General features: G+C 73.0%; 16 protein-coding genes. 9 read left to right on the plus strand and 7 right to left on the minus strand.

Annotated elements, in window-relative coordinates; genetic code table 11:
- The 3 genes from T328_RS30505 to ispH form a co-directional block, all read right to left on the minus strand.
- Positions 1-773 (minus strand): AMP-binding protein (locus T328_RS30505; RefSeq protein WP_496499453.1); only part of this gene is annotated, 773 nt, incomplete at its 3' end.
- Between the two features lie 171 nt (positions 774-944).
- Positions 945-2,093, minus strand: a complete 1,149-nt coding sequence (ispG, locus tag T328_RS30510) for a flavodoxin-dependent (E)-4-hydroxy-3-methylbut-2-enyl-diphosphate synthase (protein WP_496499454.1) — start codon at positions 2,091-2,093, stop codon at positions 945-947.
- 111 nt (positions 2,094-2,204) lie between these two features.
- Positions 2,205-4,265 carry a 4-hydroxy-3-methylbut-2-enyl diphosphate reductase gene (gene ispH / locus T328_RS30515; protein WP_496499455.1) on the minus strand — a complete coding sequence of 687 codons (2,061 nt, stop codon included), beginning with the start codon at positions 4,263-4,265 and terminating at the stop codon, positions 2,205-2,207.
- 560 nt (positions 4,266-4,825) lie between these two features.
- Between ispH and dxs the strand changes: the two genes are divergently transcribed.
- Positions 4,826-6,745 (plus strand): 1-deoxy-D-xylulose-5-phosphate synthase, encoded by a 1,920-nt coding sequence (gene dxs, locus T328_RS30520; RefSeq protein ID WP_496499456.1) that lies wholly within the window; start codon positions 4,826-4,828, stop codon positions 6,743-6,745.
- A 120-nt stretch (positions 6,746-6,865) separates the two neighbouring features.
- Here the strand turns inward: dxs and T328_RS30525 are convergent, their stop codons facing one another.
- Positions 6,866-7,777, minus strand: a complete 912-nt coding sequence (locus tag T328_RS30525; RefSeq protein ID WP_496499457.1) for a sigma-70 family RNA polymerase sigma factor — start codon at positions 7,775-7,777, stop codon at positions 6,866-6,868.
- 262 nt (positions 7,778-8,039) lie between these two features.
- Between T328_RS30525 and T328_RS30530 the strand changes: the two genes are divergently transcribed.
- From T328_RS30530 to T328_RS30565, 8 genes are all read left to right on the plus strand, one after another.
- Complete coding sequence (locus T328_RS30530) at positions 8,040-9,137, plus strand: type III polyketide synthase (RefSeq protein ID WP_496499458.1); 1,098 nt, start codon at positions 8,040-8,042, stop codon at positions 9,135-9,137.
- A 59-nt stretch (positions 9,138-9,196) separates the two neighbouring features.
- Positions 9,197-9,709 (plus strand): cupin domain-containing protein, encoded by a 513-nt coding sequence (locus T328_RS30535; protein WP_496499459.1) that lies wholly within the window; start codon positions 9,197-9,199, stop codon positions 9,707-9,709.
- Between the two features lie 33 nt (positions 9,710-9,742).
- The gene (locus tag T328_RS30540; protein WP_496499460.1) at positions 9,743-10,957 is read left to right on the plus strand and encodes a DegT/DnrJ/EryC1/StrS family aminotransferase; all 1,215 of its coding nucleotides are present in this window, start codon (positions 9,743-9,745) and stop codon (positions 10,955-10,957) included.
- Positions 10,954-11,961 carry a methyltransferase gene (locus T328_RS30545; protein ID WP_496499461.1) on the plus strand — a complete coding sequence of 336 codons (1,008 nt, stop codon included), beginning with the start codon at positions 10,954-10,956 and terminating at the stop codon, positions 11,959-11,961. Before T328_RS30540 ends, T328_RS30545 begins: the two co-directional genes overlap by 4 nt.
- 144 nt (positions 11,962-12,105) lie before the next feature.
- Positions 12,106-14,511, plus strand: coding sequence for a LuxR C-terminal-related transcriptional regulator (locus T328_RS30550; protein ID WP_496499462.1), 2,406 nt, complete (start codon positions 12,106-12,108; stop codon positions 14,509-14,511).
- A gap of 182 nt (positions 14,512-14,693) precedes the next feature.
- Positions 14,694-15,566 carry a hypothetical protein gene (locus tag T328_RS30555; protein WP_496499463.1) on the plus strand — a complete coding sequence of 291 codons (873 nt, stop codon included), beginning with the start codon at positions 14,694-14,696 and terminating at the stop codon, positions 15,564-15,566.
- A complete protein-coding gene (locus tag T328_RS30560) occupies positions 15,563-17,692 on the plus strand; it encodes a bifunctional serine/threonine-protein kinase/ABC transporter substrate-binding protein (RefSeq protein ID WP_496499464.1) in 2,130 nt (709 codons plus the stop codon). The genes T328_RS30555 and T328_RS30560 overlap by 4 nt, the downstream gene beginning before the upstream one ends.
- Before the next feature lie 12 nt (positions 17,693-17,704).
- Positions 17,705-20,053 carry a bifunctional serine/threonine-protein kinase/ABC transporter substrate-binding protein gene (locus T328_RS30565; protein ID WP_496499465.1) on the plus strand — a complete coding sequence of 783 codons (2,349 nt, stop codon included), beginning with the start codon at positions 17,705-17,707 and terminating at the stop codon, positions 20,051-20,053.
- A gap of 160 nt (positions 20,054-20,213) precedes the next feature.
- Here the strand turns inward: T328_RS30565 and T328_RS30570 are convergent, their stop codons facing one another.
- The 3 genes from T328_RS30570 to T328_RS30580 all read right to left on the minus strand — a co-directional run bounded on the left by T328_RS30570 (position 20,214) and on the right by T328_RS30580 (position 23,994).
- Positions 20,214-21,263, minus strand: coding sequence for a TIGR03086 family metal-binding protein (locus T328_RS30570; protein WP_496499466.1), 1,050 nt, complete (start codon positions 21,261-21,263; stop codon positions 20,214-20,216).
- The gene (locus T328_RS30575) at positions 21,260-21,649 is read right to left on the minus strand and encodes an ArsR/SmtB family transcription factor (RefSeq protein ID WP_496499467.1); all 390 of its coding nucleotides are present in this window, start codon (positions 21,647-21,649) and stop codon (positions 21,260-21,262) included. The genes T328_RS30570 and T328_RS30575 overlap by 4 nt, the downstream gene beginning before the upstream one ends.
- A 146-nt stretch (positions 21,650-21,795) precedes the next feature.
- Positions 21,796-23,994, minus strand: a complete 2,199-nt coding sequence (locus tag T328_RS30580) for a glycoside hydrolase family 127 protein (RefSeq protein WP_496499468.1) — start codon at positions 23,992-23,994, stop codon at positions 21,796-21,798.
- Positions 23,995-24,095 lie beyond the last annotated feature (101 nt).

The raw sequence follows: 24,095 nt of genomic DNA on the forward strand, positions 1-24,095 counted from the left end.
ATCAGACCGGGCCGGTTCCTGACGAAGAACTTCGCGACGTCCTCCGGGTCGTGGTTGTTGACCAGGATCGTCGGCATACCCTTCATCAGCACCAGCGCCATCGCAGCGAACAGCCGCGAATGGACGAACGGGATACTGATCGCGACCGTCTCCCGCCGCCGCATCAGCGCCAGCATGAACAGCTGCGGGCGCAGCCGGGTACGCATCGTCCGCGCAGTGTGCACCACCAGCTTCGGCAAACCCGTGGTGCCCGAGGTGTGCGTGATCATCGCCGGCTCGTCCAGCCCCGTGAACACGGGCCTGACCCCCGGCGAGTCCTCCAACTCCGCCAGAGAGGCGACCGTGATGACCGACTCCGCCAGCGCATCGAGATCCTCACCCGCCAGCAGCTTCAGCTTCGCCGCGTCGGTCAGCAGCCGGGGACGGCCCAGACGCTCCATCAACGCCGCGACCGTGGGGGCGTCCAGAGCCGGGGAGAGCATCACCGGTATCGCACCCACCCGGGCCGCGGCCGTGCCCAGGAGCCAGGAGTCGAAGTTCGGCCGCTTGTAGACCACCACATGGTCCCCGGCCCGCACCCCCGCCGCGGCGAGACGACCCGCCAGATCAACAACATAATGCGCCAGCTCGTTGACCGTGATCCGACGCCCCGCCTCGGGCAGCACATCCAGATCATGATCCAAAGTCAGCAGCGTCGACCCATGCCTGACGGCCGCACGCTGCGCGAGCACCCCCAGATACAAACCACGTTTGTGAATCGGATTCTGGCTCACAAGGCCCTCCACCCAGACCAGCGTCGTTCCCGAAAACCGCTCGATAAACGGGCCGTCCCGAAGCCACGCTCACCCAGCATCCGGCACCGCACTTGGCCACCACACACCAACGACTTGGCGTTCACTTGGCGATTCGTCATGGTTAATTCGACAGAGAGAGCCGGATCCGCCTCAGGGAGTGATGACCTGGGGCTTGCCGACGGGCGCGTCTTCCTCCTCGGTCATCTCCTCGGCGATGCGCATGGCCTCCTCGATAAGGGTTTCGACGATCTTGGACTCCGGAACGGTGGCGACGACCTTCCCCTTGACGAAGATCTGCCCCTTGCCGTTGCCCGACGCCACGCCCAGGTCGGCGTCGCGGGCCTCGCCCGGCCCGTTGACGACGCAGCCCATCACGGCGACGCGCAGCGGCACCTCCATGCCGTCGAGCCCGGCGGTCACCTCGTTCGCCAGCTTGTAGACGTCCACCTGAGCCCGGCCGCACGAGGGGCACGAGACGATCTCCAGGCGGCGTTCCTTCAGCGCGAGGGACTCCAGGATCGCCATGCCGACCTTGACCTCCTCGGCCGGCGGCGCCGACAGCGACACCCGGATCGTGTCGCCGATGCCCTCGGCCAGCAGGGCGCCGAAGGCCACCGCCGACTTCACCGTGCCCTGGAACTCGGGGCCGGCCTCGGTGACGCCGAGGTGCAGCGGGTAGTCGCAGGCCGCGGCCAGCTTGCGGTACGCGGTGATCATCACGACCGGGTCGTGGTGCTTCACGGAGATCTTGATGTCCCGGAAGCCGTGCTCCTCGAAGAGCGAGCACTCCCACAGCGCCGACTCCACCAGCGCGTCCGCGGTCGCGCTGCCGTACTTCTCCATGAGCCGCTTGTCCAGCGAACCCGCGTTCACGCCGATACGGATCGGCACCTCCGCCTCCGCGGCGGCCTTGGCGATCTCGCCGACCTTGTCGTCGAACGCCTTGATGTTGCCGGGGTTTACGCGGACCGCGGCGCAGCCCGCCTCGATGGCGGCGAAGACGTACCGCGGCTGGAAGTGAATGTCGGCGATCACGGGGATCTGCGACTTGCGCGCGATCTCCGGAAGCGCGTCGGCGTCGTCGGCCGAGGGCACGGCGACTCGTACGATCTGGCAACCCGACGCCGTCAGCTGCGCGATCTGCTGCAGCGTCGCGTTCACGTCGGCCGTCACGGTCGTGCACATCGACTGCACGCTCACCGGCGCACCGCCGCCCACCAGCACGGCTCTGTCGTCGTGCCCGAGCTTCAGCTGCCGGCTCTTACGCCGGGGAGCAACCTGCTGGGGCACCTTGGGCATGCCGAGGTCCACCACGTGTGATCATCCCTCTCTGTTCGGTCTTGCCAGGCCGGCACGAGCGGCGGCCCCTCCGGTTCGGTCTGCGGGTCTGCGGGTCTGCGGGTCTGCGGGTCAGCGGTCGCGGTAGGCCACCTGCTCCGCCATCTTGTCCAGCCGTTCCCGCCAGCCGTCCGCCAGCGGCGCGTCCTTGAGCGCCGCCCGCGCGGTCCGCACGAGCTGGTCGATCCGGTCCTCGACCTCCTGGCGGACGCCGGAGGCGAGCAGCGCGGCGCGGAGGCGGTCGGGGTCCCAGTTCTCGCCGTCGGCGACCAGGGCCGCCACGTCGGCGTCCTTGCTGGCCGCCAGGGCGAGCAGCAGGTTCATCTTGTGCTCGCTGACGTCCAGGCCCGCCGGCTTGCCGGTCGCCGCGGAGTCGCCGAAGGCGTCGAGGAGGTCGTCGCGGAGCTGGAACGCCTCGCCGGCGGCGACGCCGTACGCCTCGAACGCCTCGCGGAGGTCCTCGCGGCCGGCGATGGCGGCGCCGAGGGCCATGGGGCGGTGGATGGTGTACTGGCCGGACTTGCAGACGGCGACCCAGCGGGCCAGGTCCGGGTCCGGGGTCAACTCGGCGGCCAGGGCCATGTCGAGCTGCTGGCCGACGATCATCTCGGTGCTGAGGTACGCCCAGACGTCCCGGGCGGTGCCGGGCAGGTGGCGCGTGATCTTGTTGGCGTAGCTGAAGGCCAGGTCGCCGGCGACGATGGCGAAGCTGTCGCCGTAGCGGCGGGACTCGCCGGCCCAGCCGTGCCGCTCGTGGATGCCGGCGTGCTTCACGTGGGTGGTCGGCTTGCCGCGGCGGGTGGGGGCGTTGTCGAGGACGTCGTCGTGGATGAGGGCGAAGGCGTGGAGTAACTCCACGCCCGCGGCCGCGTTGACGACGGCGTCCTCGGCGGCGGAGCCGTCGAGCCTGCCGCCGGCGGCGAGGTAGCCGCTGATGCAGAAGGTCGGGCGCAGCCGCTTGCCGCCCGCGGCGACCAGTTCGGCGATGGACTCGATGGGCCGCGCGGCGCGGGTGTCCACGCCGCCCCAGCGGTCGGCGTCGTCGCGCAGCAGGGCCTCGATCCGTTCGACGGTGCGGGCGAGCAGCTTCTCCGCGTCGTCCCCGGCGGCCCCGCCGCCGGCCGGGGGGCTGCCGGCGGTCTCGGCGGTCTCGGCGGCGGCGTGCTCGCCGGGGAGTTCGAGCCCGGACGGCGGCCGGAACACGACGGTTTCCTTCGCGGTCACCTCCGACTCGACGTCGACGTAGCCGAGGGTGGCGAGACGCTCCATGACCTGCTGGACGAGGATCTCGGGCGCGCTGGCGCCGGAGCTGACGCCGACGGTCTCGACGCCCTCCAGCCAGCTCGGGTCGAACAGGTCGACGGACGGGAGCAGCCTGGCGGGGGTGCCGTGGGCTTCCGCGACCTCGACCATGCGGATGGAGTTGCTGGAGTTGGTGGCGCCCACGACCAGAACGAAGTCGCTGCGGGCGGCGATGGCCTTGATGGCGTTCTGCCGGTTCTGGCTGGCGTAGCAGATGTCCTCGCTGCCCGCGCCGACGATGCCCGGGAACCGCTCCTTGAGGATGTCCACGATCTCCGAGGTGTCGTCCAGCGACAGCGTTGTCTGGGTCAGGAACGCCGCCTCCGTCCCCGCCGGCAGCTCGACCTGCCGCGCCTCCTCGACGTCCTCGACGATGAGCGTGCGGTCCGGTGCCTCGCCGTAGGTGCCCTCGATCTCCTCGTGGTCGGCGTGCCCGATGAGCAGCAGGGTGCGCTCGTCACGGGCGTAGCGCCGGGCCTCCTGGTGCACCTTGGACACCAGCGGGCAGGTCGCGTCGATGACGTTCAGCTGCCGGCCGGCGGCGTTTTCGCGCACCTGCGGCGAGACGCCGTGGGCGGAGAAGATGCACACCGCGCCCTCGGGCACCTCTGTCTCGGAGTCGACGAAGATGGTGCCGCGCTCCTCCAGCTCGCGCACCACGTGCTGGTTGTGCACGATCTCCTTGCGTACGTACACAGGCGCGCCGTGAATCTCCAGCGCGCGCTCCACGATCTCGATGGCCCTCTCGACGCCGGCGCAAAAGCCGCGCGGCTCCGCGAGAATGACCTTCTTGCCGCCCGTTTGTTTCCTCTTTTCCACCGCGATAGCCATATGGTCCAGGGTGCGGAATCGCCGGGACGAGCGTCAAGAAACAAGGTGGGGCAACATATTGTCATCCCCCGCCCAGAACCCGTCTCACCTGCGCTTTCGCGGGTTACCGACGAACCGCCGGACCGTTGTGGGACGCGGCTGAAGTGCGCGTCAAAACGCGGGTTGGGTGGGAAATTCGGCAGGAGCCGACGCCGGGTCGACGTCTCGCGGAAATACGCCGGTAAGGTGCCGGCAAAGAAGGCCCGTTGCCGCGACGCGGTCGCGCAGAATGCGGCCAAGGCGTCGATACGGGCGGGAAGTTGAATAGTGAAGCGGCGGACGAGCGCTCCCGCGTTACATGAATTATTGTCTCGCCCTACCGCTCCACAGTCATGAGTATGGCGACGCTCCTTGGGTCAGACTGTGCTCCGAGTTGGCGGTGGCTTGGCGTCTTACGGGCCCTCGGCCCGATCGATCAGACGCCCGGAAAAATGACAAGAGTCTGTCATTTCGGGCGGCCAGCAACATGTTGCCTCTCGGGACTCCTTGCTGAATTCGGTTCGCGCCCCGAGTGTTGTTGCATGACACTTCTTGATTCGCTCCGTGGTCCGCAGGATCTGAAGGACCTTGGGCCGAATGAGCTCACCGGCCTGGCCGCGGAGATCAGAGACCGATTGATCTCCACGGTGTCGGCGAACAGTGGGCACCTGGGTCCGAACCTCGGGGTCGTGGAGCTCACCATCGCCATGCACCGTGTCTTCGACTCCCCGCGCGATCCACTTATCTTCGACACCGGCCACCAGGCGTACGTGCACAAGCTGCTGACCGGCCGGCAGGAGGAGTTCGCCACGCTGCGGCAGCCGGGTGGCATGTCCGGATACCCGTGCCAGGCGGAGTCGCCCCACGACCACGTGGAGAACTCGCACGCCTCGACCTCCCTGTCGTACGCCGACGGGCTGGGCAAGGCGTTCAAGCTGCGCGGTGAGGACGACCGGACGGTGGCCGCGGTCATCGGCGACGGCGCGCTGACCGGCGGCATGGCCTGGGAGGCGCTGAACAACATCGCCGCGGCCAAGTCGAACCGCGTCGTGGTCATCGTCAACGACAACGGCCGCTCGTACTCGCCGACGCACGGCGCCATCGCCACCCACCTCGCGCAGGTGCGGACGTCGCAGAAGTACGAGAACGTGCTCGCCTCCATCAAGTCGACGCTGCCCAAGACCCCGCTGGTCGGCGCGCCCCTTTACGAGACGCTGCACGGAATCAAGAAGGGTCTGAAGGACGTCCTGCAGCCGCAGGTGATGTTCGAGGACCTGGGCCTGAAGTACGTCGGCCCCATCGACGGCCACGACCAGGCCGGCCTGGAGCTGGCGCTGGCCCACGCCAAGGACTTCGGCGGCCCGGTGATCGTGCACGTGCTGACCCGCAAGGGCCACGGCTACGCGCCCGCGGAGAACAACGACGAGGACCACCTGCACCAGGTCGGGGCCAACACCGACCCGCTCACCGGCACGCCGGTGAAGAAGGGGGCGCGGACCTGGTCCCACGTGTTCGCCGACGAGATCCTGAAGATCGGCGGCAAACGCGAGGACGTGGTCGGCATCACCGCGGCGATGCTGCACCCCACCGGCCTCGCGCCGTTCGCCAAGGCGCACCCGGACCGGGTCTTCGACGTCGGCATCGCCGAGCAGCACGCCGTCACCATGGCGGCCGGGCTGGCGATGGGCGGGCTGCACCCGGTGGTGGCGCTCTACTCGACGTTCCTCAACCGCGCCTTCGACCAGATGCTGATGGACGTGGCCCTGCACAAGCTGCCGGTCACCTTCGTCCTGGACCGCGCCGGCGTCACCGGCCCCGACGGCGCGAGCCACAACGGCATGTGGGACGGCTCGATCAGCCAGATGGTCCCGGGCATGCGCGTCGCCGCCCCGCGCGACGCCAAGCGGCTCTCGGAGCTGCTCACCGAGGCGCTGGACGACTCCACCGGACCGACGCTGCTGCGCTGGCCGAAGGCGCCGGCCGGCGAGGAGGTCCCGGGCCTCGGCAAGCTCGGCGGCATGGACGTCGTCGCCCGCCCCGCGGAGGGCACCGCCACCGACGTGTTGCTCGTCGGCGCCGGCGTGATGGCCGGGGTGTGCGCGGACGCCGCGGCCCGCCTCGCCGACCAGGGCATCGGCGCGCTCGCCGTGGACCCGCGGTGGGTCAAGCCGGTCGACCCGGCGCTCGCCGCCGCGGCCCGCGACGTACGGCTCGTGGTCACCGTCGAGGACAACGGCATCTCCGGCGGCTTCGGCGACGCCGTCTCCCGCGACCTGCGCGACGCGGGCGTGGCCACGCCGGTGACGTGCTTCGGTCTGCCGCAGGAGTTCCTGGACCACAACACCCGTGGCGGCATCCTCGAACAGGCCGGGCTCACCGGCCAGCACATCGCCCGCTCCGTCACCGAGGCGGTCTCCGGCCGCCGCAGCGACAGCGCGGACACGGTGGTCGGTTCCCGCTGACCCCGCCCCGTGCGGGCCGGTTGCCCCGCTTCCGGGGCCGCAGACGGCGAGGGCCGGTGCCCCCCTTCCGGGGAGCACCGGCCCTCCTCGCGGCGTACGCCGCCCAAGACCCTTAAGACGTCAAGACACCGCCTGGCCGGCGAGGTCGATCTCCATCTCGTCCAGCTCGGCCTTGATGTCGATCGCCGAGATCCGCCCGTCCGTGACGGTGAGCCGGAACGCGACGTGCGGTCGCCCGGACACCAGCCAGACCAGCCCCTCCCTGCCGTCGACGTCCGCCAGCACCGGCGCCCACGTGCGCCCGGCGAAGACGCGGTTGACCGCGTCCGGCCCGTGCAGCTCCGCCTCGACGCCCATCCGGACGGCGGTCGGGTCCGAGCGCAGCACGATGTCCGGGTCCAGCATCTCCAGCAGGGCCTCGAAGTCGCCCTCCCGGGACGCCGCGAGGAACGCGCTCGCCAGGCTGGTCTTGCCCGTACGCGCCGCCGCGCCGCCCTCCCGGTAGACGCCGAGCGGCGTGGTCTTGGCGACCGGGGTGGCGTGCTGCACCCGCCGCCGGGCGCGGCTCGCCAACTGCCGTGCCGCGGCGGGGGACCGGTCCACGATCGGCGCTATCTCGTCGAACGGCACGGCGAACATGTCGTGCAGGACGAACGCCAGCCGCTCCGCCGGCGACAGCTGGTCCAGCACCACCAGCAGCGCGAGGCCGACGGAGTCGGCGACCAGCGCCTCCTCCTCCGGGTCGTCCGGCGCGTGCACGTCGCTCGCTCCGCCGGTCTGCTCCGTGTCCATCAAGTCCTCGGGACGGGACTTGCGGGACTGCAGCATGTTCAAGGAGACTCGGGCGACGATGGTGGTGAGCCAGCCGCCGAAGTTCTCGATCCGGCTGGTGTCCGAGCGGCTCAGCCTGATCCACGCCTCCTGGACGGCGTCCTCCGCCTCGTGGGTCGAGCCGAGCATCCGGTACGCGACGGCACGCAGGCGAGGGCGATCGGTCTCGAATCTCTCGGCCAGCCAGTCGTGTTCATGCATCTGGTCAGATCCTCCCACCCGTGGGCTCGTCAGTGAGCTTACTGGGTGTGCCGGCCGGTGTGACCTGCGCCCCCGCATGATCGGCGGGGTTAGCAAACAGGTTGCCAAGTCGACACCAAGCCGATCGCAAGCGAAATGAGCAAAGATATCGCTTGTGCACCGTGCGGAAAGCAGCGGTGCCACGGCCGAATTCGCGGTAACCCCGGGTCGGATTAACGGGAACTTCGGGGAAATCTCTACCTACAGAAGGTGGATGCCAGGCATGTCGACTCTTTGCAAGCCAGCGGTGAGCGTGCCGGAATACGTCATCACCATGGAAGAGACCCTGGAATTCGCCAAGAAGGTGCACGCGGGAAAGCCGCAGCTTCCGTTGGCGCTTCGTCTCATTCAGAAGACCGGGGTACGGAAAAGGCATATCGTCCAGCCCATCGAGAAGACGCTCGACCACCCCGGTCTGGAAGAGCGTAACCGGGTCTACGAGGTCGAGTCGAAGAGGATGACCCCGCCGGTCATCGAAGAGGCCCTGGCGAACGCGGACATGACCCCCCGGGACATCGACGCGATCATCTACGTGTCCTGCACCGGGTTCCTCATGCCGTCGCTGACCGCCTGGCTGATCAACACCATGGGGTTCCGCTCCGACACCCGGCAGATCCCCATCGCGCAGCTCGGCTGCGCCGCGGGCGGCGCCGCCATCAACCGGGCGCACGACTTCATCCGCGCCTACCCGGGCAGCAACGTCCTCATCGTCTCCGCCGAGCTGTGCTCGCTGTGCTACCAGCCGTCGGACGACGACATCGGCTCGCTGCTCTCCGACGGCCTGTTCGGCGACGCCGTCGCCGCCGCCGTCGTCCGCGGCCGTGGGGGCACCGGCGTGACGCTGGAGCGCAACGCCTCGTACCTCATCCCGGAGACCGAGGAGTGGATCTCCTACGCCGTCCGCTCCACCGGCTTCCACTTCCAGCTCGACCGCCGGGTCCCCGGCACCATGGAGCCGCTCGCGCCGGTGCTGCGCCAGCTGGCCACGAACCACGGCTGGGACGTCGAGAAGCTGGACTTCTACATCATCCACGCCGGCGGGCCGCGGATCCTGGACGACCTCAGCAAGTTCCTCAACACCGATCGGCACATGTTCCGGCACAGCTGGTCGACCCTGACCGACTACGGGAACATCGCCAGCGCCGTCGTGCTGGAGGCGCTGCGCCGCCTCTTCGAGGAGAACGCCGTCCTCCCCGGCGCCAGCGGCATGATCGCCGGCTTCGGGCCCGGCATCACCGCCGAGATGTCGGTCGGCAGCTGGGTCAGCGACGGGCCGCAGGAGCGGGCGACCGGTACGCCCGTCGCCGCCGCCGTCGGCTGAGACCGCGCCCCCGGCCCGCCCGCGAGCGCCTCGTCACACACCACGAAGGGGTAGAACGTATGACCAGCCTGGTCGTCCCGCCCGGTCAGGGACGGAAGCTCATCACCAAGGCGCAGGAGGTGACCTTCAAGGTCACCGGCGCGGACAACGGCTTCGCCTCGACCTTCGAGGTCATCGTGCCGCCCGGCTTCGACGTCGGCGCGCACGTGCACCAGGACGCCAAGGAGTTCTTCTACGTCCTCGAAGGCGAGCTGGAGCTGTTCGCCTTCGAACCCGTCACCCGCACCGAGGACACCTGGCACAACTGGGAGGCCCCGGACGGCGGCAAGCCCCTGCGGGCCGGCCCCGGCAGCTGCATGTTCGTGGACAGCGGGACCCCGCACGCCTTCCGCAACCCCACGGACACCCCGACGCGCATGCTCTTCCAGAGCTCGCCTCCACCGGACCACGAGCGGTACTTCGAGGAGATCTGCGAGATTTTCTCCAGTGGCGAGACCGTGGACCCCGGAGCCGTGCAGCTGCTGCGGGACCGCTACGACGTCAACCAGATCACGCCGCTTCGCTACGGGTAACCGGTCTCCGACCAGCGCCACCGAGAGGGCACGATGGACAGCATTCCCTTGGTTCACGCGAGTTTGGGCAAGCAGGAGCTGGCCGCCGTCGAGGAGGTGTTCGCCTCCGACTGGACGGCCGGCCAGGGCCCGCGGGGCAAGGCCCTGGAAGCCGAGCTGGCCCGCCGCTACAGCGTCGCCGACGCCGTCACGCTGAGCAGCTGCGCGGCGGCCCTGCACCTCGCCCTGCTCGCACTGAAGGTGGAGCCCGGCGCCGAGGTGATCGTCGCCGACTACACCTTCCCGGCGCCCGCCCACGCGGTGCGCTACGTCGGCGCGACGCCGATGTTCGCCGACGTACGCGCCGACACCGGCACCGTCGACCCGCAGGCCGTCGCGGACCTCATCGGCCCGCGCACCGCCGGCATCATCGCCGTGGACACCGTCGGGCTGCCCGCCGACTACGCGGAGCTGCGGCAGCTTGCCGACCGCCACAAGCTGTTCCTCGTCGAGGACGCGGCCTGCGCGATCGGCGCGACGTACCAGGGCCGCCCGGCGGGCTCGCTCGCCCCGGTCGCCTGTCTGTCCTTCCACGGGCGCAAGGGGATCACCAGCGGCGAGGGCGGCGCCCTGCTCGCGGAGGACCCGGCGATTGGCGCGGATGTGCGATTGCGCTCGTCGTTCGGCATCGGGAGCATTTTCGACAAGGCCCGGGTCATCGGCCTGCCGATCCCGATCTTCACGGACATCGGCTACAACTACAAACTGTCCGACATCTCCGCCGCGATCCTCCAGGTGCAGCTCGGCCGGATCGAGGAACTGCTGGACCGCCGCAACCTGGTGGCGGCGCGCTACGCCGAACTCCTCAAGGACGAGGACCTGGTCACCGTGCCGCACGTGCCGGCGGACCGCACCCACGCCTGGCAGTCCTACCTGCTGACGCTCGACCCCGGCGTCGACCGCGCCGGCGTCGCCGCCGACCTGCGCGCCCAGGGCATCGGCTGCGGCCACGGCACCTGGGCCAGTCACCTGCAGCCCGCGTACGAGACCGACCAGACCTGCCCCGTCTCCGCGGACCTCGCGCAGCGTCAGCTCGCCATCCCGATGCACGCGGAGCTGTCCGTCGACCAGGCCGAGCGCGTCGTCACGGCCCTGCGGGCCGCCCTGCGCAACAACGTCAGCGCACCGCGGCGTTACGAGGGGGCCTCCGGGTCCCGTACGAAGACTTCCGCCACCAGCCAGCAGGCCAACAAGGGAGGAGCGGCATGAGCGACGGCCGTCCGACGTCCGATCGGATAATGCGGCTCATCACGGGCTACTGGGCCACCGGCATCGTGGGCACCGCGTCGAAGTACGCGCTCTTCACCCACATCGAGGACGGCGCCCGCACCGTCGAGCAGCTCGCCGCCCGCGCCGGGATCTCGGTCCGCGGCGCGCAGGCCCTGCTCGACGGGCTCGTCAGCCTGGAGCTGATCGAGCTGACCGCCGGCGAGTACCGCAACACCGAGGAGGCCGCGGCCTTCCTCGTCGATCACCGGGCGACCAGCCTCACCGGCTTCGCCAAGGTCAAGATGGGCCACATGGGCTCCCTGGTGGACCTGCCCGACGTGGTACGCGAGGGCGCCCCGCTGACCACGTCGGTGGTCGAGGTCGCCGACAACCCCCACTGGGAGGCCCTGGTCCAGGCGCTGGCCGCGCAGTCCGTCGCGGTGGCCGAGGTCGCCGCCGACGCCCTCGGGCTGGCCGACGCCGGCGAGTTCTCCGTCCTCGACATCGGCGGCGGCTCCGGCATCTACTCCGGCACCTGGCTGGACCTGAACCCCGCCGCCCGCTCGACCCAGCTCGACTGGGCGCCGATCAACAACATCGCCCGCCGGCTGCTCGCCGACCGCGGCGTCGGCGACCGCGTCGACTACATCGACGGCGACCTGCACACCACCGAACTCGGCGACGCCGCCAACGCCCCCTACGACTACGTCGTGTACTCCAACATCGCGCACCAGGAGGGCCCCGAGGACAACATGGCCCTCTTCGCCAAGGTGAAGAAGGCCCTGAAGCCCGGCGGCACCCTCGTCATCTCCGACTACGTCGTCGACGACGACCGTAGCGGTCCGCAGTTCGCGCTGCAGTTCGCCTCGGAGATGCTGCTCAAGAGCAGGCACGGGAGCACCTGGCGGCGGGCCGACTACCACGCCTGGCTCACCAAGACCGGGTACGAGGAGATCACGTTCCAGCCCACACCTTCGCCCACCACACTGATCTTCGCCCGTTAAGGGACGAGCCGACTGTGTGCACGGGGGAGCGGGACAGGTTATCGGCGGAGGGAATGCAGTGAGCAGCCCTGTTGGCAATCGAGCGGACGTCTCGACGCGCACGTGGTCGGCGGACGTTCCCGGCACCTCCCGTGAAGCGACGTCATGAGCGCCGGCGCCGTAGTTGCAACCAAGGAGCCCGAGGAGACGCTGGGACTCGCCGACCTGTTCGCCGGCCGGATGACCAGTCCGGCCGGGTACATCGGCGCGACCCCCACGTCGCTCATCGGCCGCACCCGCGACCTCGACCGGCTCGCCACCGCGCTGTCCACGCCCGACGCCGGGCTGGTGACCGTCACCGGCCCGGCCGGGGTGGGCAAGAGCCGGCTCGTCATGGAGTACTTCCGGCGCTTCGGAACCGGACCGGGCGCCACCGTCGAGGTGTTCGACTTCGGCCAGGTCACGGACACCGCCATGTGCGCGCTGATGCTGCGCCAGCTGAAGGAGCAGTTCCACGAGGGCTCCACCTCCGTCCGCTCGGCCCTGGAACGCCTCGGACCCGGGCGGCACACCGTGCTGTTCGACCACTACGAGGACGTCGCCGATGAGCTGGCGCCACTGCTCGCCGAGTTCCGGCGGAGCTGCCCGCAGGTACGGATCGTCACCGTCGGTACCGCCCGGCTCGGCCTGTACGGCGAGCGGGTCGTACGGCTCCGGCCGCTACCGACGGGGAGCGGCGTGGCGGCCGACCTGTCGGCCGTCTCGCGGATTCCGGCCGTGGAGCTGTTCGTACAGTGCGCGCGGTCGGTACGGCCCGAGTTCAAGCTGACCGCGGCGAACTCCCGCTACGTGCTGGCCCTCTGCCGGCTCGTCGGCGGCCTGCCGTTCGCCATCGAGCTGGCCGCCGCCCAGGTGAAGCTGGCCGAGCCGGACCTGATCCTGGAGCGCTTCGAGCGCGGCTCCAGCGACCTGCAGCGCATCGACCAGCACCCGTACTCCCGGCACTCCAGCATCTCCGACATGGTGTCCTGGGTCTTCGCCCGGCTGCAGCCGGACGAGCGCACGCTGCTCAACCAACTGGCCATCTTCGAGGGCCCGTTCACCACCCGCGCGGCGGCCGGCGTGCTGACGGGCTTCGACGCCGCCGGTTACCGCACCATGGAACGGCTCATCGACGCCAGCGTGCTCATCCCCGACGAGCGGCACGACGGCGAGCTGAGCCTGAGCATCCCCAGCCCCGTGCGGTTCGCCGCGGTCCGCTCGCTGGCCCGGCTGCCCGCCTATCCGGCGCTGCGCAAGGCCCACGGCGAGTACTTCCGGACGCTCGCCGCCGCTCGCACCGGCCCCGAGCCGGGCGCCGCCGCCGGGCCGCCGCGCCCCGCGGTCGGCCCGGAGACGCAGGCGGACCTGCTGGCCGCCTTCGGCTACTGGCGGGAGGCGGGCGACGGCCGCTCCATGGCGGTGCTCGCGGGCGCGCTGCGCGAGCAGTCCACCGGCACCGCCCAGACCCGGCAGTGCCTGCGGCTGACCGAGGAGGTGCTGCGGACGGGTGTCGAGGACGCGCGGCTGCACGCCCGTACGCTGGAGGCCGCCGGCGAGCTGGCGATGCGGCTGGGCTCCGCCGCGGCCCGCGGCTACCTCGCCCAGGCCCGGGACGCCCACCGCGCCGTCCACGACGACGCCGGCGTGGTGCGCTGCCTGGGGCTGCTCGGCGACGAGGCGTACGCCGGCGGGGACCTGGAGCGGGCCCGCCGCCGGTTCGAGGAGGGCCTCGCCGTCGTCGCCTCGCCCACCCGCGCCGGCGGCACCGGCGCCCCCGGTGACATGGCAGCCGGCGCCGGCCGGTACCTCACCCGGCGGCTCGCCGTGGTGCTCCGCGAGGCGGGCAACCTCGCCCGCGCCGACGAGCTGGCCCGTACCGCCCTGGCGGCCGAGCTGGGCCGGGAGGACTTCGGCGGCGCGGTGCCCGCCCGCTACGTCCTCGCGTCCGTCCGGCTGCTGGAACACGACTCGGCGGAGACGCGCGCCCTGTTCGCCGACGCCGCGGAGCAGATCGGCGGGCTGCCGGACGTCGCGGAGCGGCCCGAGTGCCTGGAGATGCTGGCGATCGCGCTGTACAAGTGGCGCCGTATCACCGACTGGCGGCTGCTCACGGCCACGCTGGCCCTCGCCGAGCGGCTGCGCCGGCGCCAGGGCCTCACCCGCCCGCGCCCGCTCAACGAGCTGACCACCGTGATCCTCGCCACCGCCAGCCAGGAGCTGACCGCCGACGACTACACGTGGGCGTGGCGCTCCGGCGCCGACCTCACCTGGGAGGCGGCCATGCGGCTGATGCCGGCCGAGGAGGCGAAGCCCGCCGCCGGGCCCGAGGTGCCCACCGACATCGCGGACATCCTCACCAAGCGGGAGCTGGAGGTCGCGCTGCTGGTCTCCGAGGGGCTGACGAACCGGGTCATCGCCCGCAAGCTCGGCATCGCGGAGTGGACCGTCGTGAACCACCTGCGCAAGGTGATGCGCAAGCTGGGCTGCCAGTCCCGCGTCCAGGTGACCCGCCGGCTCGCCATCGGCTGACGACCGCGGCGTAAGGCGGTCCGCCCCGCCTTGCGCCGCGGTCGTCTTTCTTCAACTCCCCGGCGCTCACGCGGTGTTACGTGATCCGTACCCGCCCGTGCTGACACCGTGTGGACCGGCGCCGTACGATCCGGAACCGGGGGACGGGGAGAGCTGCGTCAGGTCAGGGGTGGGGGAGACTCGTGCGACGACGGCCTGTGGGGTACGTCGGATCCGTGCTGCTCGCCGCCGTGTTCGCCCTCGCGGGCTGCACCGGCGGCGGCGGTTCCGCCGGTGACCCGTCCGGTGGCCCGGCGAAGAAGGGCGGCCCGGGCCCGGCGCCGACCTCCGCGCTCGACGCCGACCCCGCGAAGGCACCGGCGGACCGCGCCGCGGCCCGGGCACTGATCGACGACGTCATCGCCGACCCCGCGATGTTCGGCCCGGACGCCGTCGCGGCCACGCCGTACGAGAGCGACTCCGGCCGGCGGCCGGTCCTCGGCGCGGACTGCGTGTGGCGGCAGGAGCCGCTGCCCGACGACGTACTGGCCACGCTCTCCCGGCACTTCGAGGTCCCGCCCGCGGGCGGCAGGGACACCGCCCGGCTGCTCGCCGTGGTCACCGTGCACCGCACCGCCGAGCGGGCCGACTGGGAGAACGCCGGAATGCTGGAGGAGATGCTCCGCTGCCCCGAGCAGCAGCTCGGCGCCGGCGAACGGCTCACGGACCTGATCTCCTCCGCCACGTACTTCGGCGACTCCGGGAACCTGTACGCCGACGACGTGCTGCGCGAGAGCGGCGACTACCGCGGCGCGGGCGCGGCGGCGGCCCCGTACGCCTGGACGCAGATGCGGCTCGGGCAGGTCACCGTCTCCGTCTCGGTCCGGGCCGGGCGCGGGTACGACATGGCGCGGGCCCAGGACATCGGGCGGGAGGCGGGCATCCGGATGCTGCAGCGGGTGCAGGAGTCCCTCGGGCGGGAGGAAGCCCTCGGGCGCGACGGCGGCGGCGCGGAGGGGAAGAGCGCGCAGGGGAAGCGCACGCGGGGCAACGGCGCGGAGGGGGACGGGCGGTGACGGAGGAGCTGACGCCCGCGGACCCGGTACGGATCGGCGGCCACCGCCTCCTCGCGCGGCTCGGCGCCGGCGGCATGGGCGTGGTCTACCTCGGCCGCGCGGACACCGGCGAGCTGGCCGCCGTCAAGGTGATCCGGCCGGAGTACGCCGCGGAAGCGGACTTCCGGGCCCGGTTCCGCCGCGAGGTCGCCGCCGCCCGGCGGGTGCGCAGCCCGTGGGCCGTGCCCGTCACCGGCGCCGACCCCGAGGCCGAAGCCCCGTGGCTGGCCACGGCGTTCGTGCCGGGTCCTGCGCTCGCCGAGGCCGTCGCCGTCTGCGGCCCGCTGCCGGAGCGCGGCACCCGGATCCTCGGCAAGGCCCTCGCGCGGGCGCTCGCCTCCGTGCACGCGGCCGGGCTCGTCCACCGGGACGTCAAGCCCGGCAACGTGCTGCTCGCCGTGGACGGCCCGCGGCTCATCGACTTCGGCATCGCCCGCGCCCCGGAGGAGACCGCGCTCACCGCGCCGGACGCCGTGGTCGGCACCCCCGGGTTCCTGGCGCCCGAGCAGGCGCGGGGGCGGGAAGCCGGCCCGGCGGCGGACGTGTTCGCGCTGGGCTGCGTGCTGGCGTACGCGAGCACCGGACGGCCGCCGTTCGGCACCGGCGGCGTGGACGCCCTGCTCTACCGCACGGTGCACGACGAGCCGGACCTGTCCGGCGTCCCCGACGGCGTACGGGACGTGGTGACCCACTGCTTCGCCAAGGACCCCGCCGTCCGCCCGACCGCCACCGCGCTCGACGAGGCCCTGGTCGAGGACGCGCCCGAAGGCGCCGCGGAGTGGCTGCCGGACGACGTCGTACGGCTGATCGCCGACCGCTCGGCGGCGCTGCTGGCGCTGCCGGACATCGACGCCACGGTGGCCGAGCCCCCGGCCCCGGAACCGCCCCCCGCGGCCACCGGCCGCCGCCGCTTCCTCGCGCTCGGCGCCGCCAGCGCGGCGCTACTCGCGGCCGGCGGGGGTGCGGCGGTGTGGGCCGGCCTGCGGGACAGCGGGGGCGGGGACGAGGCCGGCTCCGCCGGCCGCCGGTGGGTCATCGGCGTGCAGGCCGACCTGAGCGGGCCGCAGCGCGCGGCGGGCCGGGCGCAGGAGCGCGGCGTGCGGCTGGCCGTCGAGCGGTTCAACGCCCGTGCGCGCCGGCCCTTCGAGGCGAGCGTGGAGGTGGCCGACGACCGCGGCGACCCCGCCGCGGCCGAGCGCGCCGCCCGGCGGCTCGCGGCCGACCGCGACGTCCTCGCCGTCGTCGGCTCCACCGGCGACAAGACCACCGGCGCGGCCCTCGGCGCCTACGACGAGCGGCGCATCCCGCAGCTCACGGTCTCCTCCGCCCAGGGCGCGTACGGCACCGCCTCCCGCCGCTCCCTCCTGCAGACCGTGCCGACCTACGGCACCACCGGCCTGCCCGCCGCGCTGATGCTCCAGGCCGAGGGCGTGCGCCGGACGGGCATGGTGATCGACCGGGCGGCGGGCGAGTTCGCGTGGGAGGAGGGCCATCTGGCGTTCAAGACGATCGGGCTGGTGGAGATCGAGGTGTACCCGCGGGTGGTGCCGCGGAGCGCCGCGTCGCCGGTCGAGGTGCTCGACGACGTGCTGGACCGCGAGCCGGACGCCGTCTATTACGCCGGCTCCCCGCGGCGCGGCGCGGACCTCGCCCGCCGGCTCACCGCGCGGGGCTTCACGGGCGTACGGATCCTCGGCTACCCCGCCGCCGGGCCGGAGTTCGCGGCGCGGGCGGGCGCGGCGGCGGCCGGCTGGCAGGTGTACGCCCCGTACATCGACCCGGCGGCGGAGCCGGTCGCGGACTTCGCCGCCGCGTTCCGCAAGCGCTACGGGCAGGCCCCCGGGTACTGGGCGGCCGAGGCGTACGACGTGACGACGATGGTGCTGGACCGCCTCGCCGAGGCCGCCCGGGACGGCGGGCGGCCGGCGCGGGGGCGGCTGTTGGAGCGGCTGGCGACGGGCACGTACCGCGGGATGGTCCGCGAGTACGCGTTCCAGGACGGCTATCTGCAGGGCGTCGAGATGTTCCACTACCGCGCCGAGGGCGGCGGCTTCGTCTACGCCGGCCCCGCCGACGTGGGCGAGTGAGGGGACGGGGCCGTGGACGCGCTGCTCCCCGACGACCCCGGGGCCCTCGGCGGCCACCGGCTGCTGGCGCGCCTCGGCGCCGGCGGCATGGGCGTGGTCTACCTCGCCCGGACGCCGGGCGGGGCGCTGGTCGCGCTGAAGGTGATCCGCGCGGAGCACGCCGCCGACCCGCGCTTCCGGGCCCGCTTCCGGCGCGAGGTGACGGCGGCGCGGCGGCTGCGGGGGCGCTGGCTGGTGCCGGTCGTCGCGGCGGACGCCGAGGCCCGGGAGCCGTGGCTGGCCACGGCGTTCGTGCCGGGGCCGACGCTGACGGAGACGGTCGACGGGTACGGGCCGTGGCCGGCGCCGGCGGTGCGGCGGCTGGGCGGGTACCTGGCCCGTACGCTCGCGGACGTGCACCGCGCGGGGCTGGTCCACCGGGACGTCAAGCCCGGCAACGTGCTGCTGACGCTCGACGGCCCGCGGCTCATCGACTTCGGCATCGCCCGCGCGCCGGGGGCCACGGCCCTGACCGCGAGCGGCGTGGTGGTCGGCACGCCGGGCTACCTCGCGCCGGAGCAGGCGGGCACCGGCGCCGGGGACGTGGGCCCAGCGGCGGACGTGTTCGCGCTGGGCTGCGTGCTGGCGTACGCGGCGTCGGCCCGGCGCCCGTTCGGCACGGGCCACCCGGCGGCGGTGGTCTTCCGCACGGTGCACGAGCCCCCGGACCTGTCCGGGGTCCCGGCGGGGACGCTGCGGGGGTGGGTGGAGCGGTGCCTGCGGAAGGACCCGGGGGAGCGGCCGACGGCGGCGGAGCTGGCGGACGGCCTGGCGGCCGGGCTGGCGGGTGGGACCGAGGCCGGGTCGGGAGGCGGGGAGCCCCGACCCGCCGCGGGCGGCGCCGCGGGCGACCCGCTGAGGGCCGGGCCCGGGGGCGGGGCGAAGCCTCTGGCGGGTGGGTCGGCTGCGCGCGGTGGGTCTGGATCTGCCGTGGACGGAGCAGGAGGTGACCCGGCGGGGGCCGGGCCCTCGGCGGGCGGACCGGCTGCCGGGGCGGAGCCCGCGGAGTCCGCGTGGCTGCCGCCCGACGTCCTGCGGGTCGTCGCCGAGCGGTCCGCCCGGGCCCTCGACATTCCCGCACCCCTCCGCGACAGCGGCGCCACCGGGTCCGACCCGCCCGAACCCGCCACCCGGCCCGCCGGCTCCGCGCCCGCGCCCACCCGGCGGCGCTTCCTGGCCGTCGGAGGCGCCGCGGTGATCGCGACGGGCGGCGGGCTGTTCGCGTACGCGCGCACGCGTGGCAGCGGGCCCACGGACCCCGGGCCGCCGGTGCGCACCCTCGGGCTGCACGCCGACCTCAGCGGCCCCGGCAAGGACACCGGCCGCGCCCACGAGCGCGCCGCCCGGCTCGCCGTCGAGCGGCACAACGCCCGCGACGACGCCGCCTTTCTCCTCGCGCTTCAGGTGGCCGACGACGGCGGCGACGCGGCGCGCGCCGCCCGGGTGGCCCGGCGGTTCGCCGACGACGTCGCCGTCCTGGCCGTCCTCGGACCCACCACCGCCGCGAGCGCCGAGGCCGCCGCCGGCGTCTACCGCGCCGCCCGGCTCGGCGCCGTGCTCGTCGCCGTCGACGGCGCCGGCGTCCCGCAGGGCGACGGGGACGCGCTGTGCGTCACCCGGGCGCCCGAGGAACTGCTGCCCGCCGCGCTCCTGCACTACCTGGCCGACGTCCGCCCCACCTCCCGCACCGCCGTCGTCCGCGACGAGGGCCAGTCCGCCTGGGACTTCGCCGGCTCCTTCGTCGACAACCCGCCCCGCGGCGGCACCGTCACCGTCCACGACACGGACGACGGCATCGCCGCCGCCGTCGACGCCGCCCTCGCCGCCCGCGCCCAGGCCGTCGTCTACGCCGGCACGTCCCCGGACCGCGCCGCGCACTGCGCCCGCGCCCTGGCCGCCGCGGACTTCACCGGACCGCGCGGCGGCACCCGGCACACGCTGACCCCGGCGTTCCTGCGGGCGGCCGGCGCCGCGGCCGACGGCTGGCTGGCCGGCGCCCCGTTCAGCGATCCCGCCGCCGCCCGGGACTTCGCCGCCGCCTACCGCGACGCGTACGGCGCGGCGCCGCCCCGCTGGGCGCCCGAGGCGTACGACGCGGTGGGCCTGGCCGCCGCGGCGATGGGCCGGCTCGGCGGCGGCGTCGAGCGCGGGGCGCTGGCGCCGGAGCTGTTCCCGAGCACGTACCGCGGTGTGGCCAAGGACCTGCGCTTTGCACAGGACGTGACTCACCAACTGCGGCCGGAGGGCTCCCTCTTCCTCTACCAGGCCCGCGACGGCGAGTTCGCCTTCCTCGGCCCGTACGACGAGGTGCGGCGGACCTGACGAGCCCACCGCACCCGCGACGCCCGCCGCCCGGCGGCGGGCCCCGTCCCCGGGTCTCTACGGCTTGCGGGCCACCCCCGCGTACTGGGCGGGGCGCCGGGGCGGGCGCGAGGCGAGCGGGCGGCCGGAGCGGTACCGGTGGACCGCCGCGGGCTCCGCTTCAGGGCGTACGGCCGATGAACGCCAGCAGGCGGGTCTGCGCGTCGGCGCTCTGCGGGACCTCGGCGCGCGGCCCGTAGTGGCCGCTGCGGCGCAGCACCTCGTCCAGCGGCAGCATCCCCGCCAGCAGCGCGGCGCACTTGTCCGGATCCAGCCGCTCGTCCTGGCCGGTGGCCCGCGCCAGGTCCCAGGTGTGCATGAAGACGTCGCCGGTGTAGAAACGGTCGACGGCCTGGTCCAGCGGGAGGTCGCCGGTCTCCGGGTGCGAGAGCGTCTTCCCCGCCGTGGCCGGGTCGTCCAGGAGGGCCTGCACGGCGTCGTTATGGACCTGCCAGGCCGCCACCGGGTCGTCGTCCACCGACGGGCCCTGCGGCAGTTCGATGCCGGTGCCGGTCTTCAGGAAGCCCGGGAACCACTCGACCAGGTGCCGTACGACGTCCCGGGCCACCCACCCCTCGCACGGCGCCGGGGCGTCCCACGCGCCGGCGGGGACGCCGCGGACGCGCTCGGTGAAGGCGGCGGCGACCCTGCGGTGCTCGTCCGCCGCGGCGGACGCCTGCGGGCGGTCGAGCAGTTCGTCCAGCCGCTCGTAGCCCTCGCGGATGCCGGTCTCCGCGCCGCTGGCGATCATCCCGTCGCGGGACTCGACGGAGTCCAGCAGGGAGGTGGCGGTCAGCCGGGTGCGACCGCCGAGGTCCTCGAAAACGGCCGTCTCCAGGCTGACGCTGTCGGGCATGCCCTCGTAGGTGAAGGTCTGGACGATGCGCTCGACCGGGCGCACCTCGTGGAACACGCCGTGGAAGGCGTACTCGTTGCCGTCGTCGTCGCGGTTCAGATAGCGGTACGAGCCGCCCGTGCGGGCGTCGTACCGCTCGATCTCCATGCTCAGGCTGCGCGGGCCGAGCCACTGGACGACCAGGTCGGGGTCGGTGTGCGCGCGGAACACGCGCTCGGGCGGGGCCTCGAACTCCCGGGTGATCACGATGGTGGGGAGCACGGGGTCGACGGTGATCCCGGTCTCGTTGCGGTGGCCGTTGGGTGTGGTGCTCATGGTGCTTCTTCTTCCTTCGTCCGGGTTCCCGCCACCGGCTCCCCGTCCTGCGCGGCCATCCGCTCCAGGACGGCGTCCAGACGGCGGAACCGGTCCTCCGCCTCCCGCCGGTAGCGCTCGATCCACTTCGTCATGAGGTCGAAGACCTCGGCTTCCAGGTGGCAGGGCCGCCGCTGGGCGTCCCGGCTGCGGCTGACCAGTCCGGCGTCCTGGAGGACCCGGATGTGCTTGGACACGGCCTGCACGCTGACGTCGTACGGCTCGGCCAGCTCGTTGACCGTGGCGTCGCCGGAGGCGAGGCGGGCCACGATGTCGCGCCGGGTCGGGTCCGCCAGCGCGGCGAACACCAGCGACAGCCGCTCGTCGGGCTCGGGCACCGCGGTCACTCGGCCACCTCGCGTTCTCAACTGTTCGGTTGAATAAACGCTAGCGCGGGCTCCGGTGATTGGTCAACCGTTCGGTTGAATATCCTGGTACGGGTCGGAGGGGAAGCCGGTGGTGGCCCCGGCGCACGCCGGGGCCACTCGCCGCGTCACTCGCCCAGATCGGCCCGCGCCGCGGCCGTGACGATGCGCTGCGCCTCGGCCGCCGTGTAGACCCCGGCGGCCTGCCACTCGGCCGCGAGGCTCCGTACGCGCGCCACGAAATCGCCGTGGGTCGCGAACGGCGCGCCGGCCCACACCTCGTCGAGGAACGTCTCGCCCCCGCCGCCCGCCCGGTTGGGCACGCCCGCGTCCTCGTCCCCGAAGACCACGTCCGGCTCCGCGCGGCGGAAGTAGCCGTGGTACGGCTGCTCGTCGCCGAGGTGGAACGGGGCCAGCGTCACGCCGTGCGTGGTGAAGTGCAGCGGCCGGCCCTCCGGCCGGACGGCGGCGGCGAGGTCGCCGCTCAGTCCGAGGTGCCGGTAGAACGAGAACTCGCGCAGGGTCTGCTCGGCGCTCTGCGCCACCAGCAGCACCGGGCCGTAGAACAGCGACTGCACGGTGCGGTCGTCGGGCGTCCGCTCGACGCGCAGGCCGAACGGCATCTGGACGTCCACGACGTCCCCGCTGCGCCACGTCCGGCTCAGCGTCACGTAGCTCCCCGGACTGGCGTCGATGCTCTGGCTGCTCCCGTTGACCCGCACGTCGTAGCCGTGGACGGCCCACGCGGGCACCCGGAGCTTCAGGTCCAGCGGTCCGTCGCCCTCGATGGTGAGCCGGGTGGCGGCCTCGTACGGGAAGTCGGTCCGCTGCGTGACCGTGAGGCCCTTCTGCCGCCATTCCTCCCAGTGCAGCGCCGAGTCGACGAAGAGGTTGACGTACAGGGCGGACTCGTCGGCCGCGCGGAAGTAGACCGACTCCTGGTACTTGCTGTGGTTCTCCATTCCCGTGCCGCCGCAGCAGGTGCCGGTGTTGCCGAACTCGCGCCGCGTGCCCGGCGCCATGCCGACGAAGTACGTCACCTCCGGGCTGTCCGTGGCGCTCGTGTCCCGGCGCGAGGCCAGGATGTGGTTGAGGAGGCCGCGCTCGTAGTAGTCCATGTACGCGGCGTCCGGCCGGTGGAAGAACAGGTACCGGGTGAGCTTGAGCATGTTGTACGTCGCGCACGTCTCGGCGTTGTTCTCGGCCAGCGTGGCGGCGACGGCGTCGCGGGCGCGGAACATCTCGCCCTGGCCGGCACCCCCGAGGCTGTACGTGCGCGGGCCGACGACCATCGTCCAGAAGTTCTCCGCGGCGGTGCGGTGGCCGGTCTCGGCCGGGCTCTCGTCGTACATCCGCAGATAGCCGGAGAACTGCGGGATGTGCTGGTTGGCGTGCTTGCCGTCGAGGGTGTCGCGGCCGGCGGCGCAGTCCTGCAGCAGCCGGGTGTTGTCGAAGCAGTGCGCGGTCTCCAGGTACTCCGCGCGGCCGGTGAGCGCGTGCAGGTCGGCCATCACCTCGTTCATGCCGCCGTACTCGCCGGCGATGTAGATCGACCACATCTGGTCCAGCTGCTCGCGCGGCAGCCGGGAGAGCCGGCTGTGCACCCAGTCGGCCATGCCGGTGACGATGTCGAGGGCCTCGGCGTTGCCGGCGAGGGTGTGGGCGTCGAGCAGCCCGCGCATGATCTTGTGGCAGGTGTAGTACGGCGCCCAGATCGTCGGGTACGTCGTGAACTGCTCCAGCAGGATGAACTGCGTCTCCGGGTACGCCGCGAGGAATCCGGGGTGGCTGGCCGCGCCCTGCTCGGCCAGCGCCGCCCGGCACTCGCCGAGAGCGGCGACGAGGTAGTCCAGCTTGTCCTTGTAGAAGGCCGCGTCCGACTGCCCGCTACCCGCGTACGCCTGCGCGATCAGCGTGAGGAAGTGGCCCCCGTAGTGGCCGCGCAGGTTGCCGTCGGCGGTCTCCCAGCCGCCGGGCGGCTGGGCGCCGAGGGTGTCGAGGCCGGCGTTGGCGCGGAAGACGGCCAGGATGCGGTCGGCGGGGTAGTCGCGGGCGTACTGCAGGATCAGGTCCCGCTTGCGGCTGAAGACGCCCTCGCCCAGCGCCACGGCGTTCAGCGGGAAGGGGCGTACCGCCCAGCTCGCGGGGGCGGGCAGGGCGGCGCCGAGGGCGGCGGGCACGCGGCCCGGGCCTGCCGGGGGAGCGGCGGCCCGGGCCGCGGTGGTGGCCGGCCCGGCGAACGCGGGGGCGACGGCCACGGCGGAGGCGGTGCGCAGGACCTGGCGGCGGGACACCCGGGGCCGACGGGGTCGGGGTGTGTCGGACATGGTGGGGGCTCCTCTGCTCGGTGGATCTGCTGCTCGGCTGCTCGGCCGGGCCCGCCGCGCGGAACTTCGGCCACGCGTCCCCGCAGCGGGGCGGGGCCCCG

It is taken from the genome of Streptomyces sp. CNX435, assembly GCF_059570575.1.